Source organism: Paenarthrobacter sp. NEAU-H11 (genome assembly GCF_050573415.1).
Taxonomy (GTDB): Bacteria; Actinomycetota; Actinomycetes; order Actinomycetales; family Micrococcaceae; genus Arthrobacter.
This window is the reverse complement of the sequence record NZ_JBNZGA010000002.1, coordinates 345,947-361,011: the sequence shown is the minus strand read 5'-3', so window position 1 is coordinate 361,011 and position 15,065 is coordinate 345,947. Positions and strand designations below refer to the sequence as shown.

Genomic DNA, 15,065 nt, shown 5'->3' with positions numbered 1-15,065 from the left:
TGCCTACTTAACCGGACGGTGCCATATCAGCCGCCGGCGGAAGTCCCCGTGCTCTGCCGGACCACCAGTTCCGGCGTGAAGACCACCGAACGGTGCGTGGGGTTCCGGGACCCCACTTCTTCGGCGAGAAGTTCGATTGCCGTGCGCCCCAGCGCCTCCGTGGGCTGCCGGATGGAGGACAGCGGAACCACGGCCGAGACGGCGAAGTCAATGTCGTCATAGCCAATCAGCGCAACGTCCTCGGGGATGCGGAACGTGTGGGTCATGGTCAGGGACTGCATGACCCCCAGCGCCAGGAGGTCGTTGGCGCAGAAGATGCCGTCCGGCAGCTTTTCCCGGCCCCGCTCCACCAGTGCGTTCCCCACGCTTCGCCCGGCCAGGACCGTCATGGCGTCCGATGCCAGAACCTCCAGCGACGCGTCGGGTTCTTCCTTGACGGCACGCTGCGCGCCCTGCAGGCGGTCCGCCACCTGCCGGATGGAGGTGGGGCCGCCCACAAAGGCCAGCCGACGGCGGCCGGTGTCCAGCAGGTGCCGCGCGGCAAGGTACCCCCCGGCGTCGTCGTCCACTGCTACGGAGCTGAACTTTGCCTCGTCAGCCAGCCGGTCCACCAGTACGGTGGGCACGCCGCGCTCGCGGAGGAGGTCAAGGCGCTCCGTCACGTCACCCACCGGCGAGATCAGCAGTCCCTGGACACGCTGTTCCTGGAAAAGATCGATGTAATTGGCCTCCCGGCCGACGTCGTGGCCGCTGTCCCCAAGCAGCACCGCACTGCCGTGCAGGGCAGCGGCGTCCTCGGCCGCACGCACCACGGAGGTGAAGAACGGGTTGCCTACGTCCAGGACGATCAGGCCGATGGTGCGGCTGTGGCCGGCGCGCAATTGGCGGGCTGCGTCGTTACGGACGAACCCCAACTCATCGATCGCCTTGAGCACCCGGTCCTTGGTCCGCTGCGAGACCCTGTCAGGGTAATTCAGCACGTTGGAGACCGTGCCCACCGCCACGCTGGCATGGTTGGCGACGTCCTTGATACTGGCTGAGCGGTTCATGATTCTCCGTGCTGCTGCGCGATGTGCCAGGCGTCCGGGCCGCCCCATGGACGGCTTGTCCGGAATGCTTGACACCTACTCCAGTTCAAGAGTACTTTGAATCGTAACAATGAAACGATTCAAAGTTTCCGCGAGTTTAGGAGGGTCCAACATGAGGGTGTGTTTCCGCTCCTCGATACAGCCAGCGCTGATTGACGAATACCGGCGGCGGCATGCGGCCGTGTGGCTGGAGATGCTGCGCGCCCTCAAGGCCGCGGGCTGGAACAACTACTCCCTGTTCCTGGCCGGGGACGGGCTCCTGGTTGGCTACGTGGAATGCGACGATTTCGATGCCGCCCGCGCCCGCATGGCCCTGACCGAGGTCAACGCCCGGTGGCAGGCGGAAATGGCAGCGCTTTTTGAAAACCCTGGCCAGGCTCCCGATGAAGGGTTCCAGGTCCTGGAGGAAGTCTTCAACCTTGACAGCCAGCTGGCCGCGGCACAGGCCTCCACCTCCTAAAGCCGGCGGGCCGGCAAACAACAGGCTCCAGCAGCGGGGCGGCATCCAGCAGACCAACAGCATCACAAGACACCGGAAAGAATCATCATGAATGACGTAGCAACGGCGCTGGGCAGGCTCGGGGAGCTTGCCATCGAGGTCCCTTCGTGGGCATATGGAAATTCGGGTACGCGGTTCAGGGTGTTCGGCACGCCCGGCACCCCGCGCACTGTGCAGGAGAAGCTGGCGGACGCCGCAAAGGTCCATGAACTGACCGGCCTCGCGCCCACGGTGGCGCTGCACATCCCGTGGGACAAGGTGGATGACTACTCGGCTTTGAAGGAGTACGCGGCCGGCCTGGGTGTTGGCCTGGGCACTATCAACTCCAACACGTTCCAGGATGATGAGTACAAGTTCGGTTCGCTGACCTCGTCCAATGAGTCCGTGCGCCGCAGGGCCATCGACCATCACCTGGACTGCATTGGGATCATGCACGCCACGGGTTCCAAGGACCTGAAGATCTGGCTGGCGGACGGCACCAACTACCCGGGCCAGGACGATATGCGCGGCCGCCAGGACCGCCTGGCCGAGTCCCTGCAGGAGATCTACGCGGCCCTCGGGGACGGGCAGCGCCTGGTGCTGGAGTACAAGTTCTTCGAGCCGGCTTTCTATCACACCGATGTTCCGGACTGGGGCACCTCTTACGCCCAGACCCTCGCGCTCGGGGAGAAGGCGTTTGTGTGCCTGGACACCGGCCACCACGCCCCGGGCACCAATATCGAGTTCATCGTGATGCAACTGCTGCGCCTGGGCAAGCTTGGCTCGTTCGACTTCAACTCCCGCTTCTACGCGGATGATGACCTGATCGTGGGCGCGGCGGACCCGTTCCAGCTGTTCCGCATCATGCATGAGGTGATCCGCGGCGGCGGGTTCGGCAAGGACTCTGGAGTTGCGCTGATGCTGGACCAGTGCCACAACCTGGAGGAGAAGATCCCGGGCCAGATCCGCTCGGTCCTGAACGTCCAGGAAATGACCGCCCGCGCCCTGCTCGTGGACACCGAGGCCCTGGCCGAGGCCCAGCGTGCCGGAGATGTGCTGGCCGCCAACGGCATCTTCAATGATGCGTTCTACACCGACGTCCGGCCGGTCCTGGCCGAGTGGCGTGAATCCCGCGGCCTGCCCGCGGACCCGCTGGCCGCGTTCAAGGCCAGCGGTTACCAGAAGAAGATCAACGAGGACCGCGTGGGCGGCCAGCAAGCCGGATGGGGCGCCTGAAAGGCATGAACATGCAGAACACAGCCAAGACTGTTGAAGACCTGATTTCCCGTTCGAACCGCCTGGGTGCGGATAAGCGGAACACTAACTTTGCCGGGGGCAACACGTCGGCGAAGGGCACGGAGAAGGACCCGGTGACGGGTGAGGACGTCCAGCTGCTGTGGGTCAAGGGTTCCGGCGGGGACCTGGGTACTTTGAGGGCCGGGAACCTTGCGGTGCTGCGCCTTGACCGGCTGAACGCTTTGAAGAACGTGTACCCGGGCGTTGAGCGTGAAGACGAGATGGTGGCCGCGTTCGATTACTGCCTGCATGGCAAAGGCGGCGCGGCCCCATCGATTGACACGGCGATGCACGGGCTGGTGGATGCGGCGCACGTGGACCATCTGCACCCGGACTCCGGGATTGCCATTGCGACGGCGGCCGAGGGTGAGGCGCTGACGGCGAAGATTTTCGGGAACAAGGTGGTGTGGGTGCCATGGCGCCGTCCGGGATTCCAGCTGGGCCTGGACATCGCGGCGATCAAGGACGCAAACCCGCAGGCCATCGGCACTATCCTGGGCGGGCACGGCATCACCGCGTGGGGCGCCACCTCCGAAGAGGCGGAACAGAACTCGCTGTGGATCATCGACCAGGCCGAGAAGTACATCAGGGACAACGGCAAGGCCGAGCCGTTCGGTGCGAAGCTGCCCGGCTACGGCGCCCTGCCCGAGGCCGAGCGGCGCGCCAAAGCCGGGGCCCTGGCGCCGGTGATCCGCGGCCTGGCCTCCACGGACAAGCCGGTCCTGGGGCACTTCAGTGATGACGCCGTCGTGCTGGACTTCCTGGAAGCCGCCGGGCACCCGCGCCTGGGTGCGCTGGGCACGTCCTGCCCGGACCATTTCCTTCGGACCAAGGTCAAGCCGCTGATCCTGGACCTTCCGGCCGACGCCTCCATCGAGGATTCGATTGCCCGGCTGCAGGAGCTCCACGCCGGATACCGCGAGGACTACCAGGCCTACTACGACCGCCACGCGGATGCCGATTCGCCGGCGCTGCGCGGCGCCGACCCGGCCATCGTGCTGGTCCCCGGCGTGGGCATGTTCTCGTACGGCGCCAACAAGCAGACCGCCCGGGTGGCCGGCGAGTTCTACCTCAACGCGATCAACGTGATGCGAGGCGCCGAGGCCATCTCCAGCTACGCCCCGATCGAGGAATCCGAGAAGTTCCGGATCGAATACTGGGCGCTGGAGGAAGCCAAGCTGGCACGGATGCCCAAGCCCAAGTCCCACGCCACCCGGATCGCCCTGGTCACCGGCGCGGCGTCCGGGATCGGCAAGGCCATCGCCACCCGCCTCGCCGCCGAAGGCGCCTGCGTGGTCATCGCGGACCTCAACCTCGAGAACGCGCAGAAGGTGGCCGAAGAGCTTGGCGGGCCGGACGTTGCAGTCGGTGTCCAGGCCGACGTCACGGACGAGGCCCAGGTCGCCGCTGCCATCGACGCCGCGGTGCTGGCGTTCGGCGGGCTGGACCTGGTGGTCAACAACGCCGGCCTGTCCATCTCCAAGCCGCTGCTGGACACCACCGAAAAGGACTGGGACCTGCAGCACAACGTGATGGCCAAGGGCTCCTTCCTGGTGGCAAAGGCCGCGGCAAAGGTCATGATCGCCCAGGGCATGGGCGGGGACATCATCTACATCTCCTCCAAGAACTCCGTGTTCGCCGGCCCGAACAACATCGCCTACTCCGCCACCAAGGCCGACCAGGCCCACCAGGTCCGCCTCCTCGCCGCGGAACTGGGCGAGCACGGCATCCGCGTCAACGGCATCAACCCCGACGGCGTGGTCCGCGGCTCCGGGATCTTCGCCGGCGGCTGGGGCGCCAAACGCGCCGCCGTTTACGGCGTGGACGAGACGGAACTGGGCAAGTACTACGCCCAGCGCACCCTGCTCAAACGCGAAGTCCTCCCCGAACACGTCGCCAACGCCGCCGCCGTCCTCACCGGCAGCGAACTGTCCCACACCACCGGCCTGCACATCCCCGTGGACGCCGGAGTGGCCGCAGCCTTCCTCCGATGAACACGCCTGTGTTTGCCGCCGTCGATATTGGCGCTTCCTCCGGCCGGGTCATCCTGGGCCGGATCGCAGGAAGCGGCGTGGAGCTGGAGGTGGTCCACCGTTTCTCCAACGGCGTGGTGGAGATCGACGGCGGCCTCCGCTGGGACTTCGACGCCCTCTTCGCGGAGGTGCTGAAGGGCCTGACGGCCGCGGCCACGGTTGCCGCCGTGCAGGGCGAGCGGATCCTCAGCATCGGCATCGACACCTGGGCTGTGGACTACGGCCTGGTCAACGCCGCGGGCGAGCTGACGGCTCCGCCGTTCAGCTACCGCGACGACCGCAGCCGCGCCGCCGTCGAACCCGTGCACCGGAAACTGGACCCCGCCCGCCTCTACGCCACCACCGGGCTGCAGTTCCTGCAGTTCAACACGATCTACCAGCTGGCCAGCGAACCGGACCTGGACGGGCTGCAGGCCCTGCTGATCCCGGACCTCATCGCGTTCCTGCTCACCGGGCAGCGGCGGACCGAGGCCACCAACGCCTCCACCACCGGCCTGTTCGATGCCGTGGCGGGGGAGTGGGCCACCGAGTTCTTCACCGCCCTGGGCCTGCGGAAGGACCTGTTCCCGCCGCTGATCCAGCCCGGTGAAGCGATAGGCACCCTGCTGCCGGAGATCGCCGCCCGGTCGGGACTGCCGCGGGATACAAAGGTGGTGGCGGTCGGCTCGCACGACACCGCATCCGCCGTCGCCGCAGTCCCCGCCAAAGCGGAAGACGGCGAGGAAAACTTCGCGTACATCTCCTCGGGAACCTGGTCCCTGGTGGGGCTGGAACTGAAACACCCCGTCCTCACCGAAGCCAGCCGCGCGGCGAACTTCACCAACGAACGGGGCGTGGACGGCACCATCCGGTACCTCCGGAACATGGGCGGGCTCTGGCTGCTCAGCGAATGCCAGCGGACCTGGGCACAGGAAGGGGTCCGTCCCGAACTGACGGCGCTGCTCACCGCGGCGGCCGCGCTGCCGGCCGGCGGGCCGCAGATCAACCCGGACGACCCCTACTTCATCGCCCCGGACCACATGCCCGAACGCATCCGGGGTGCCGTTCGCCGCACCGGAGAGGTGCTGCCCAACGATCCAGCAGCCATCACACGGTGCATCATGGACAGCCTCGCGGCCGGCTACGCCCGCACCATCCGCGACGCCGAACGCGTCGCCGACCGGACCGTCGACGTGGTGCACATCGTGGGCGGCGGTTCCCAGAACAGGCTGCTGTGCCAGCTCACGGCAGACGCCACGGGCAGGAAAGTGGTGGCAGGACCCGTGGAAGCCACCGCACTGGGCAATGTGCTGGTGCAGGCACGGGCGGCCGGTGCCGTCTGCGGCGGGCTGGCTGAGCTCCGCGCCCTGGTGGTGCAGGGCCATGACCTGCAGGCGTTCGCGCCGGAACTCTCGCGGCTGTAGCCTGACCGCACTGCGACACGTCAACACAGGACAGGATTCGATAACCATGCCGCTCTTCGATCTCCCGCTCGCCCAGCTCCGTACCTACACCTCGGACGTGACGCCGCCGGAGGACCTGCGCGAATTCTGGGACGCAACCATCGCGGAAGCACGGGAGTTCCCCCTGGACCCCGGCTTTGAACCCGTGGAGAACTACCTTTCCGTCATCGACACCTTCGACGTGACCTTTGCCGGCTACGGCGGCGCTCCGGTCAAGGGGTGGCTGCACCTCCCTGCGCACCGGGAACCCGATGCGGCGCTGCCCGTGGTGGTCCAGTACGTCGGATATTCCGGCGGCCGCGGGCTGGTCAACCAGGACACCCGGTGGGCGCAGGCCGGATACGCGCACTTCATCATGGACACCCGGGGCCAGGGCTACGGCGGCACCCTGGGGGAGACGCCGGACCCGCACCCTTCCGCCGGGGACGTGGCCCACGCCGGCCTTATGACCCGCGGCATCGCCAACCGGGACGGTTATTACTACCGCCGGGTCTACGTGGACGCCTTCCGGGCCGTGGAAGCTGCCCGGTCCCACCCCGCCGTCGACCCGTCCCGCGTGGTGCTGGCCGGCGTCAGCCAGGGCGGCGGCATCGTTGTGGCCGTCGCCGGGCTGGTGGCCGGAAGGCTCGACGGCGTCATCGCCGCCCTGCCCGACGTCCCCTTCCTGCAGGACTTCCCCCGCGCCATCGACATCACCCCGCGCGGGCCGTACCCGGAGATAGCGCAGTTCCTGGCCCGGCACCGGGACCGGTACGACGCCGCCCTCGCGGTGCTGCGCTATTTCGACGGCGTCAACCTGGCACGCTGGGCAACCGCGCCGGCGCTGTATTCGGCGGCGCAGATGGATGACATCTGCCCGCCCTCGACTGTTTTTGCCAGTTTCAACGCGTACGGATGCGGGACGCCCGGCGTTCCGGCCACCGGTGCTGCGAAAGAGATCGAGGTGTACAGGTTCAACAACCACGAGGGCGGCCAGGAGCACCACTGGATCAGGCAGCTGCTTTTCCTGCGGAAGCTGCTGGGGTAGGCCGCCCGTCCCGCGATGCGGCGTAACACTTTGCGGGGGGCAACAGGTTGCGGTTATGGTTCAAGGCATGACAAACCGTTGGTATGCGTATTTTTCGTTGGCTCTGGAGGGGCCCGCGTCTAACTGACACGCATCCAACTTTCCTTCAGAGCCAACAGGGCAGAGATTATTCTCTGCCCTTCGCCGTTTCTCCGGCGGGTTCTGATCCGGGCCCGCTTCCCATCTGGAACAGGACCCGAACATGAGCACCGCAACAGCAGAAGCATCCGCCACAGCCCAGACCGCCGCCGGCGCCGAAGCCGCAAAATCGACGTCCAACCTTCGTGTCAGCGAATTCACCGCGCTGCCCACGCCCCAGGAAGTCATCGCGGAACTGCCGCTGGACGCACGGGCGGCGGACGTCGTCGAACGCGGACGCGACGAAGTCCGCGCCATCATGGACGGTGTGGACGACCGCCTGCTGGTGATCGTGGGACCCTGCTCCATCCATGATCCGAAGGCGGGACTGGAGTACGCGCGGCGGCTGGTCAGCCAGGCCGAGAAGCACCGGGAAGACCTGCTCATCGTCATGCGGACCTACTTCGAGAAGCCCCGCACCACGGTGGGCTGGAAGGGCCTGATCAACGACCCGCGGCTGGACGGCAGCCACGACATGGTCACCGGCCTGCGGACCGCGCGGCGCTTCCTGCAGCAGGTCACCGCGCTGGGGCTGCCCACGGCCACGGAATTCCTCGAGCCGATCAGCCCGCAGTACATGGCGGATTTGATTTCCTGGGGCGCCATCGGGGCCCGCACCACCGAAAGCCAGATCCACCGGCAGCTTGCCTCGGGCCTGTCCATGCCCATCGGCTTCAAGAACGGGACCGACGGCGATCTCCAGGTAGCCATCGACGCCTGCGGCGCGGCGGCGGCCGCCCAGGCCTTCCTCGGCATTGATGGCGACGGCCGGGCCGCGCTGGTGTCCACCGCCGGAAACCCGGACGCCCATGTCATCCTCCGCGGCGGGCGCAAGGGACCGAACTACTCTGCCGCCGACGTGGAGGCTGCCTCGGCAAAGCTGGCGGGCAAGCAGCTGAACCCCCGCCTCATCGTCGACGCCAGCCACGCCAACAGCGGCAAGAGCCACCACCGCCAGGCCGAAGTGGCCATGGAGATCGGCGCCCAGCTGGAAGACGGCGGCACTTCGGCCCAGGCGATTGCCGGTGTCATGCTGGAAAGCTTCCTGGTGGGCGGCGCACAGAACCTCGATGTTGCCGGGCACGCCGCGGGACGACCGGAGCTGGTGTACGGGCAGAGCGTCACGGACGCCTGCATGGAGTGGGATGTTTCGGTCTCTGTCCTGGACCAGCTGGCCGCCTCCGCCCGCAAGCGGAGGGAGTCGGCTCTCACTAAATAGGGGATGAAATAGGGGACCGTACTACTTTCACTTCTGCCACAGGAACATCTAGAGTATCTAGATAGGTGGTTGGTGGATGGCTCAGCATCGGAACACCGCATTGGCATGAACATGGGGTCACTGTTGTCCATCCGTCAGCAAAGGAATATGGGAAATGTCGCCAGAACAGAACTTCTCAAACGCGAAGTTCCTCACCGTGGCTGAAGTCGCCCAGGTTATGCGGGTCTCCAAGATGACCGTGTACCGGCTGGTCCACTCCGGCGAAATGCCGGCAGTGCGCTTCGGACGCTCCTACCGCGTCCCGGAGCAGGCGGTGGAGCAGTACCTCAAAGGTGCTGTGGTGGACGGCCACACCGAGACCGCCTGACAAGCTTGTCCATAGCCGCCTCCCGGAAGCGGTACCCTGTTAAGGAACGTTTTACGTCATTGTAAGAATCTGTCAGTTGTTCAGTTCGTAGCTCTGTCCACGAACCTTTTCCATCAGACAGGTACTGCATCTAGTTTGTGAGGAACTTTCGTGGGTTCAGTTATTAAGAAGCGTCGCAAGCGTATGGCCAAGAAGAAGCACCGCAAGTTGCTTCGCAAGACCCGTCACCAGCGCCGCAACAAGAAGTAGCAATACTTCGAACTGCGTGGAAATGCCCGCCGCCTTCCGAGGTGGCGGGCATTTCTGTTGGCGCTGCCTAGACGCGGGGGCCCCGGATGCGGGCGAACCCCTTCCAGAGACCGTAGACGGCGCCGCAGGCCGTTGCCGCTTTGAGCCCGAGCGTGGCTGCGCGGCGGCCTGCGCGGAAGTCGTAGACGGGCCAGTTGTTGTCCCGGGCGTGCCGGCGCAGGCGGGCGTCCGGGTTAATGGCCACGGGGTGGCCCACCAGGGTCAGCAGGGGGATGTCGTTGTAGGAGTCGCTGTAGGCCCAGCAGCGCATCAGGTCCAGCTCTTCGGCGTCGGCAATGGCCCGGACGGCAACGGCCTTGGCGGAGCCGTGCAGGATGTCCCCCACCAGCCGGCCCGTGTACATGCCGTCATGTATTTCGCCCACCGTTCCCAGGGCTCCGGTCAGTCCCAGCCGGGTGGAAATCACGGTGGCCACTTCGATGGGTGTGGCGGTCACCAGCCACACCCGGCGGCCAACCCGCAGGTGCTGCTCCGCCAAGGCCTTGGCGCCGGGCCAGATCCTCGAGGCGATCATCTCGTCGTAGACCTCTTCGCCCAAGGCCTTTACGTCGTCGACCGTGATCCCCGCGGCGAGGGTCAGGGCGGAGTCGCGCACCGCATGGACGTCGTCGATGTTCTCGCCGCGGGCCACGAACTTGAACTGCTTCCAGGCAAAGCCGGCAGCCTGGGTCATGGTGAAGGCGCCGCGCTGGTGCATCTTCCGTGCAACGTGGAAGAGGCTGGCGCCGCGCATCAGGGTGTTGTCCACATCGAAGAACGCCGCCTCGCCGGGCTGCGGCGCAGCAACCGGCTTGGTGACTACGGCGACGTATTTCTCGACGGGCATGCAGTTGAGTCTAGTCAATCCACTCTTCATTCCACTGCGGTGTCACGCCGGACGTCGCCGCGCCCGGGCAACGGGGATACCGTTAAGGCATGGCCTCACCGCGCGTCCTCCTCATCACCAAAGCAGACTGCCACCTTTGCGAAGACGCGCGCGACGCCGTCGGGCGGGTTACCGCGTCGCTGGGACTTGAGTGGGACGAGGAGTTGGTGGACCACCAGCCGGAACTCCGTGAACGCTATGCGGAAGAAATCCCCGTGGTGCTGGTGGACGGGGTGCAGCGCGATTTCTGGAAGATCGACGAAGCCCGCCTTGAACGCGTGCTCCGGCAGGCAATGGCGCAGTAGGGAGCAGCACCTTGTGATGATGCGGACATCGGCGTCACCTGCTTTGTTGGCAATGCTGATGGGGCTCTAGAGTGGTGTCACAACGCAATGCGAGGGAGGAGCTGGTGGCTTCGCTGGATTCAACTCCCCAGGCTGTCCCGGACCTGCCGGGAGCCACGGGCACGGCGGGTAAACAGATTCCGCCCGCTGCGGTGGCACGGCTGACCCTCTACCTGCGCGCCCTCAACACCCTGCTCTCCGAGGGGGTGGAGCGGGTCTCCTCAGAATCCCTCGCCGAGGCCTCGGGCGTCAGCTCCGCAACCCTGCGCAAAGACCTCTCCCACGTTGGTTCGTATGGAACCCGCGGTGTGGGCTACGAGGTGCAGTACTTGAGCCGGCACATCGCGGCCGCCCTGGGACTTACGCACGACTGGAAAGTGGCGATCGTGGGGGCCGGCAACCTGGGCAAGGCCCTGGCCCGGTACGGCGGCTTTGAATCCCGCGGCTTCGACGTAGTTGCCATTTTTGACGCGGACCAGATGGTGGTGGGCAACGAAGTGGGCTGGCTGCGGGTCAGCGACGTGGCCGACCTGGAAGCGGTGTTGCACCGGACCGGGGCCAACATGGTGGTGCTGGCACTGCCGGCCGCCGTGGCCCAGGATGTTTGCGACCGCGTGGTGGCGGCCGGCGTCCGCAGCGTCCTGAGTTTCGCCCCCGTGATGCTCCAGGTGCCGGAGGGGGTCAACCTCCGCAAGGTGGACATGGCAACGGAGCTGCAGATCCTGGCCTACCACGCACAGCGGGCGCAGGCCCCGGGCCAGACCGCCTAGGTTCCTTCGCGGTTCCGGCTGCTTTTTCGGGACCCACGCCCGCAGGGTGGTTGGTGCCTGGACTACCGGCCGTACGGGTTGCCCATGTTGCCGCCGTACGGATTGGCGAACGGCTGCTGCCGCCGGAAATACGGAGCGGCACCAGGCAGGTAGAGCAGCACAATGGCCGCGATCCCCAACAACGTGCCGATGGTCGCGAAACTGGGAGGGCCGAAGAGGCCCAGGACGGAAAGTGCCGCGAAGACGGTGCCCAGGATGCGTGCCCAGTTCTTGCCCTTGCGGACAAAGAATGCCACCAACAGGTACAGCGCCAGGCCGATGATGGTGAAAACCACCAGGGTGCCGGCGATGACACCCTTCATATCCTCGTACGTGACTCCGGCGCCGGTGCCCTGGACCTGGCTGTCGAAGACATCGCGGAACCGGGGATCATCCAGCGTGGTGAGGCCGGCAAGCGCGGAGGCAACGAAGATGGCGGCAGAGGCGATCAGCAACCAGAACGAAATGTTGACCAGCTGGGGAACGCCCGTGCTTCCGGACGGCTGCGGCTGCTCCGACGGGTATTGCGCGTAGGGTGACTGCCCGTACGGCTGCTGCCCGTAGCCCGGAGCCGCCGGCGGGTTCTGGCCGTACTGCGGCGCGTTTTGCCCGTACTGGGGTGCGCCGGACTGCTGGCCGTACTGCGGGGCGTTCTGCCCGTACTGGGGCGCGCCGGACTGCTGGCCGTACTGCGGGGCGCTCTGCCCGTACTGGGGTGCGTTCTGGCCGTACTGCGGGGCGCCGGACTGGGGTGCGTTCTGGCCGTAGCGGGGACCCTGCGTGCCAGGCTCGGAGCCGGACTCGGGATCGTTTGGAACGGGAGGCGGGACAGGGGGAGTACTCATGGGCGTTCCTTTTGCATGTCGGGTTCCAGGTAGGCTGCCGGGAATGGTCCTGTGCCCTACCCCCAGCATGGCTTAAGTCCACCGTACTCCGGGGCGGGCGGCTTGTGGGTCATTCGGAAGAGGTATTCCCGCGCCGTCCTGCTGCGGCAAAGAAGGCCTGCGAACGGGGCAGCCAGAGAAGGACAGTGGCGGCCAGGCTGATGAGGAAGGCAGCCCAGTTGCCAGCCTGGCCCACGCCCATGGCCCCGTTGGCGACGGCCAGGACCAGGGTGATGCCGGTGAGTGCCGTCAGGCCCAGCCGTGCCCGGTGCTTCCCCTCTTTCATGGCGAGGGCGAACACGATCTGGGCCGCCCCCACGCTGGCCGCCAGCAGCATGAGCAGCAGCACCTGGGTTGCGGCTCCCGGCGCAGCAGCGAAGAGCACCAGGGAGGCCAGCATGCCGAGGAGTCCCCCCAGCAGGCCCAGGATGCCGCCCAAGAACCAGATCCAGAACGAAACCTTGAGTTCGGTGGGAAGGGCCGCCACCGCGAAGATCCGGGCGAAACCGGTCCGGGGCGCGCTGGGAGAGTTGCTCATGGCCCTCACTGTAAACCCCTCCGGCGAGGGGGAGTGGAGTCGGGAGTTAAAAGGAGGCACCCCGGCACCGGACTGAGGACGTCCAGTGCCGGGGTGCCGGCGGGAAAGGCGATTACGCTGCGGGAGCGATGAAAGCCAGTTCCAGGTTGATGGCCACCTTGTCGCTCACCAGGACGCCGCCGGTCTCCAGGACAGCGTTCCAGGTCAGGCCGAAGTCCTTGCGGCTGATGGTGGTCTCAGCGGAAACGCCGGCGCGGGTGTTGCCGAACGGGTCCACGGCCACGCCGTTGAACTCGGTGTCCAGCGTGACGGGGCGGGTGACGCCCTTGATGGTCAGGTCCCCGGTCAGCTCGTAGCTGTTGCCCTTGGCCACCAGGCCGTTGGAGACGAAGGAGATCTCGGGGAACTTCTCCACGTCGAAGAAGTCCTCGCCCTTGACGTGGCCGTCGCGGTTGGCATCGCCGGAATCGAAGCTGGCCGTGTTGATGGTGGCGTTGATCTTCGCGCCGGCCACATCCTCAGGGAGGTCCAGGGTTGCTGCGGCTTCCTTGAACTGGCCGCGGACCTTGCTGATGCCCGCGTGGCGGACGGTGAAGCCGATCTCGCTGTGGGAGTTGTCCAGGGTCCAGGTGCCGGTGGTGACGTCTGCGGGAAGTGCCATGATTTTGCTCCTTGTGTGTGCCGTGAGGGTTCTGCTATTGAAGCTTCATCTGTTGAAGTATCAACTAACTGCTGCATCCAGTATAAACATGCATTTGCATGTTTCATTCCCATCTTCGGAACATTTCTTCAAAAACTTCAGTTCTACTCTGTGTAGAAGATTTCGGATCGCACGCCATCTTTGAGAAACTGGTAAACATGCCCCAAGCCACTGTCCATTTGCTCCGCCACGGCGAGGTCCACAACCCTGACGGCGTTCTGTACGGAAGGCTGCCCGAATTCCACCTCTCCGAGCTGGGGCAGGAGATGGCGCGCATGCTCGCCGAGCACTTCCGCCGCCGCGCCGCAGCAGGTGCCCGCATCACCTACCTGGCAGCGTCGCCGCTGGACCGTGCGCAGGAAACTGCACGGCCGACGTCGGACGCCCTGCACCTGGAAATCCACACGGACGAGCGGATCATCGAGGCGGAGAACTACTTCGAGGGCATGAAGGTCACCAAGGCGGAGCTTCGCCGGCCCAAGCACTGGCCCAGGCTGGTCAACCCGCTGCGGCCTTCGTGGGGCGAGCCCTACAGGAACCAGGCCTCCCGGGTGATGGAAGCGGTGCAGGATGCACGGCTGCGCGCCATCGAACTGGCAGCCGGGGACTTCGGAACGGACGGGCCTGAAGCGATCATGGTCAGCCACCAGCTCCCCATCTGGGCCACCCGGCTGAGCGCCGAGGGCAGGCCCCTGTGGCACGACCCCCGGAAGCGTGAATGCACGCTGACATCCATCACGTCGCTGGTGTTCGACGACGGCGGCGCGCTCCTGCGCGTGCAGTACAGCGAACCGGCGGCATCCCTACTTCCGGGTGCGGCAAGCACCCCTGGAGCCTAGTAGTGACCGACAGTAATGAAAGGAACGGGCTGCCCCCTGCGCCCGTCACCTCCCGCCGCAGCCTGCTTGCTGCCGGCGGCCTCGCCCTGGCCGCCCTGGCCCTGGGGCTGTCCGGCTGTGCGCAGGAGGACGCCCTGGCGCAGCAGGCCAAAGCGGGGGACAACAAGAACTATGTGGCCGGGGACGGGTCCGTCACGGAGTTCGCCGCCGGAGACCGCAAGTCCGCCATCCAGGTCAACGGCACCCTGTTCAACGGCACCGCGGTTGCGCCCGCCGACTTCCAGGGCAAAGTGACAGTCCTGAACTTCTGGTTCGCGGCCTGCGCCCCCTGCCGGGTGGAAGCGCCCATCCTGGAAGAGCTCCACCAGGAATTCAAGGACCAGGGCGTGCAGTTCTTCGGCGTCAACCTCCGGGACGAGAAAGCCACGGCAGAGGCGTTCGAGAAGAACTTCAACCTGACCTACCCGAGCTTCGACGACAAGGACGGCGGCGTCCTCCTGGCCGTCTCCGGGCTGGTTCCGCCCGGCGCGGTTCCCACCACCCTGGTGCTGGACAAGCAGGGCCGCGTGGCCTCCCGTGTCCTGGGCGAAGTCCAAAAGGGCACCCTGAAGGCCCTCATCGCTGCCGCCGTGGCAGAGTAGCGGCGGCCC

17 protein-coding genes are annotated in these 15,065 nt (G+C 66.3%); 12 read left to right on the top strand and 5 right to left on the bottom strand.

Annotation, left to right across the window (positions count from 1 at the left end):
- Positions 1 to 26: 26 nt before the first annotated feature.
- Positions 27 to 1,049 (bottom strand): LacI family DNA-binding transcriptional regulator, encoded by a 1,023-nt coding sequence (locus tag ACQ3DC_RS04260; protein ID WP_430751627.1) that lies wholly within the window; start codon positions 1,047 to 1,049, stop codon positions 27 to 29.
- Positions 1,050 to 1,200: 151 nt separating this feature from the next.
- On the opposite strand from ACQ3DC_RS04260, the gene ACQ3DC_RS04255 reads away from it, so the two are divergent.
- From ACQ3DC_RS04255 to ACQ3DC_RS04220, 8 genes are all read left to right on the top strand, one after another.
- The gene (locus ACQ3DC_RS04255; protein WP_430751626.1) at positions 1,201 to 1,548 is read left to right on the top strand and encodes an L-rhamnose mutarotase; all 348 of its coding nucleotides are present in this window, start codon (positions 1,201 to 1,203) and stop codon (positions 1,546 to 1,548) included.
- Positions 1,549 to 1,635: 87 nt separating this feature from the next.
- Positions 1,636 to 2,802: an L-rhamnose isomerase gene (gene rhaI / locus ACQ3DC_RS04250; RefSeq protein WP_321214345.1), complete on the top strand. Its 1,167-nt coding sequence runs from the start codon at positions 1,636 to 1,638 to the stop codon at positions 2,800 to 2,802.
- 11 nt (positions 2,803 to 2,813) lie between these two features.
- Complete coding sequence (locus tag ACQ3DC_RS04245) at positions 2,814 to 4,856, top strand: bifunctional aldolase/short-chain dehydrogenase (RefSeq protein WP_430751625.1); 2,043 nt, start codon at positions 2,814 to 2,816, stop codon at positions 4,854 to 4,856.
- Complete coding sequence (locus tag ACQ3DC_RS04240) at positions 4,853 to 6,298, top strand: rhamnulokinase (RefSeq protein ID WP_430751624.1); 1,446 nt, start codon at positions 4,853 to 4,855, stop codon at positions 6,296 to 6,298. The genes ACQ3DC_RS04245 and ACQ3DC_RS04240 overlap by 4 nt, the downstream gene beginning before the upstream one ends.
- 46 nt (positions 6,299 to 6,344) lie before the next feature.
- Entirely contained in the window at positions 6,345 to 7,364 is a 1,020-nt protein-coding gene (locus ACQ3DC_RS04235) for an acetylxylan esterase (protein WP_430751623.1), read from the top strand.
- Between the two features lie 241 nt (positions 7,365 to 7,605).
- Positions 7,606 to 8,760, top strand: coding sequence for a 3-deoxy-7-phosphoheptulonate synthase (locus ACQ3DC_RS04230; protein WP_321214342.1), 1,155 nt, complete (start codon positions 7,606 to 7,608; stop codon positions 8,758 to 8,760).
- A gap of 154 nt (positions 8,761 to 8,914) precedes the next feature.
- Positions 8,915 to 9,127 carry a helix-turn-helix domain-containing protein gene (locus ACQ3DC_RS04225; protein ID WP_104998964.1) on the top strand — a complete coding sequence of 71 codons (213 nt, stop codon included), beginning with the start codon at positions 8,915 to 8,917 and terminating at the stop codon, positions 9,125 to 9,127.
- Between the two features lie 150 nt (positions 9,128 to 9,277).
- On the top strand, positions 9,278 to 9,376 hold the full coding sequence (locus ACQ3DC_RS04220) for a 30S ribosomal protein bS22 (RefSeq protein ID WP_003792170.1): 99 nt from the start codon (positions 9,278 to 9,280) through the stop codon (positions 9,374 to 9,376).
- A gap of 67 nt (positions 9,377 to 9,443) precedes the next feature.
- Here ACQ3DC_RS04220 and ACQ3DC_RS04215 read toward each other — a convergent pair whose 3' ends face one another.
- Positions 9,444 to 10,262: an HAD family hydrolase gene (locus ACQ3DC_RS04215; RefSeq protein ID WP_157241235.1), complete on the bottom strand. Its 819-nt coding sequence runs from the start codon at positions 10,260 to 10,262 to the stop codon at positions 9,444 to 9,446.
- 89 nt (positions 10,263 to 10,351) lie between these two features.
- Here ACQ3DC_RS04215 and ACQ3DC_RS04210 point away from each other — a divergent pair, with 89 nt between their 5' ends.
- Together ACQ3DC_RS04210 and ACQ3DC_RS04205 are read left to right on the top strand one after the other, a co-directional pair.
- The gene (locus ACQ3DC_RS04210) at positions 10,352 to 10,606 is read left to right on the top strand and encodes a glutaredoxin family protein (RefSeq protein WP_157241237.1); all 255 of its coding nucleotides are present in this window, start codon (positions 10,352 to 10,354) and stop codon (positions 10,604 to 10,606) included.
- A 104-nt stretch (positions 10,607 to 10,710) separates the two neighbouring features.
- Positions 10,711 to 11,415, top strand: coding sequence for a redox-sensing transcriptional repressor Rex (locus ACQ3DC_RS04205; protein WP_321214341.1), 705 nt, complete (start codon positions 10,711 to 10,713; stop codon positions 11,413 to 11,415).
- A gap of 62 nt (positions 11,416 to 11,477) precedes the next feature.
- Here ACQ3DC_RS04205 and ACQ3DC_RS04200 read toward each other — a convergent pair whose 3' ends face one another.
- From ACQ3DC_RS04200 to ACQ3DC_RS04190, 3 genes are all read right to left on the bottom strand, one after another.
- Positions 11,478 to 12,299: a hypothetical protein gene (locus ACQ3DC_RS04200; RefSeq protein ID WP_321214340.1), complete on the bottom strand. Its 822-nt coding sequence runs from the start codon at positions 12,297 to 12,299 to the stop codon at positions 11,478 to 11,480.
- Between the two features lie 109 nt (positions 12,300 to 12,408).
- Positions 12,409 to 12,876: a hypothetical protein gene (locus ACQ3DC_RS04195; protein WP_430751622.1), complete on the bottom strand. Its 468-nt coding sequence runs from the start codon at positions 12,874 to 12,876 to the stop codon at positions 12,409 to 12,411.
- A 112-nt stretch (positions 12,877 to 12,988) separates the two neighbouring features.
- Positions 12,989 to 13,537, bottom strand: coding sequence for a YceI family protein (locus ACQ3DC_RS04190; protein WP_157241243.1), 549 nt, complete (start codon positions 13,535 to 13,537; stop codon positions 12,989 to 12,991).
- Positions 13,538 to 13,734: 197 nt separating this feature from the next.
- Between ACQ3DC_RS04190 and ACQ3DC_RS04185 the strand changes: the two genes are divergently transcribed.
- The gene (locus ACQ3DC_RS04185; RefSeq protein WP_157241245.1) at positions 13,735 to 14,415 is read left to right on the top strand and encodes a histidine phosphatase family protein; all 681 of its coding nucleotides are present in this window, start codon (positions 13,735 to 13,737) and stop codon (positions 14,413 to 14,415) included.
- A 2-nt stretch (positions 14,416 to 14,417) separates the two neighbouring features.
- Positions 14,418 to 15,056 (top strand): TlpA family protein disulfide reductase, encoded by a 639-nt coding sequence (locus ACQ3DC_RS04180; protein WP_430751621.1) that lies wholly within the window; start codon positions 14,418 to 14,420, stop codon positions 15,054 to 15,056.
- Positions 15,057 to 15,065: the final 9 nt, after the last annotated feature.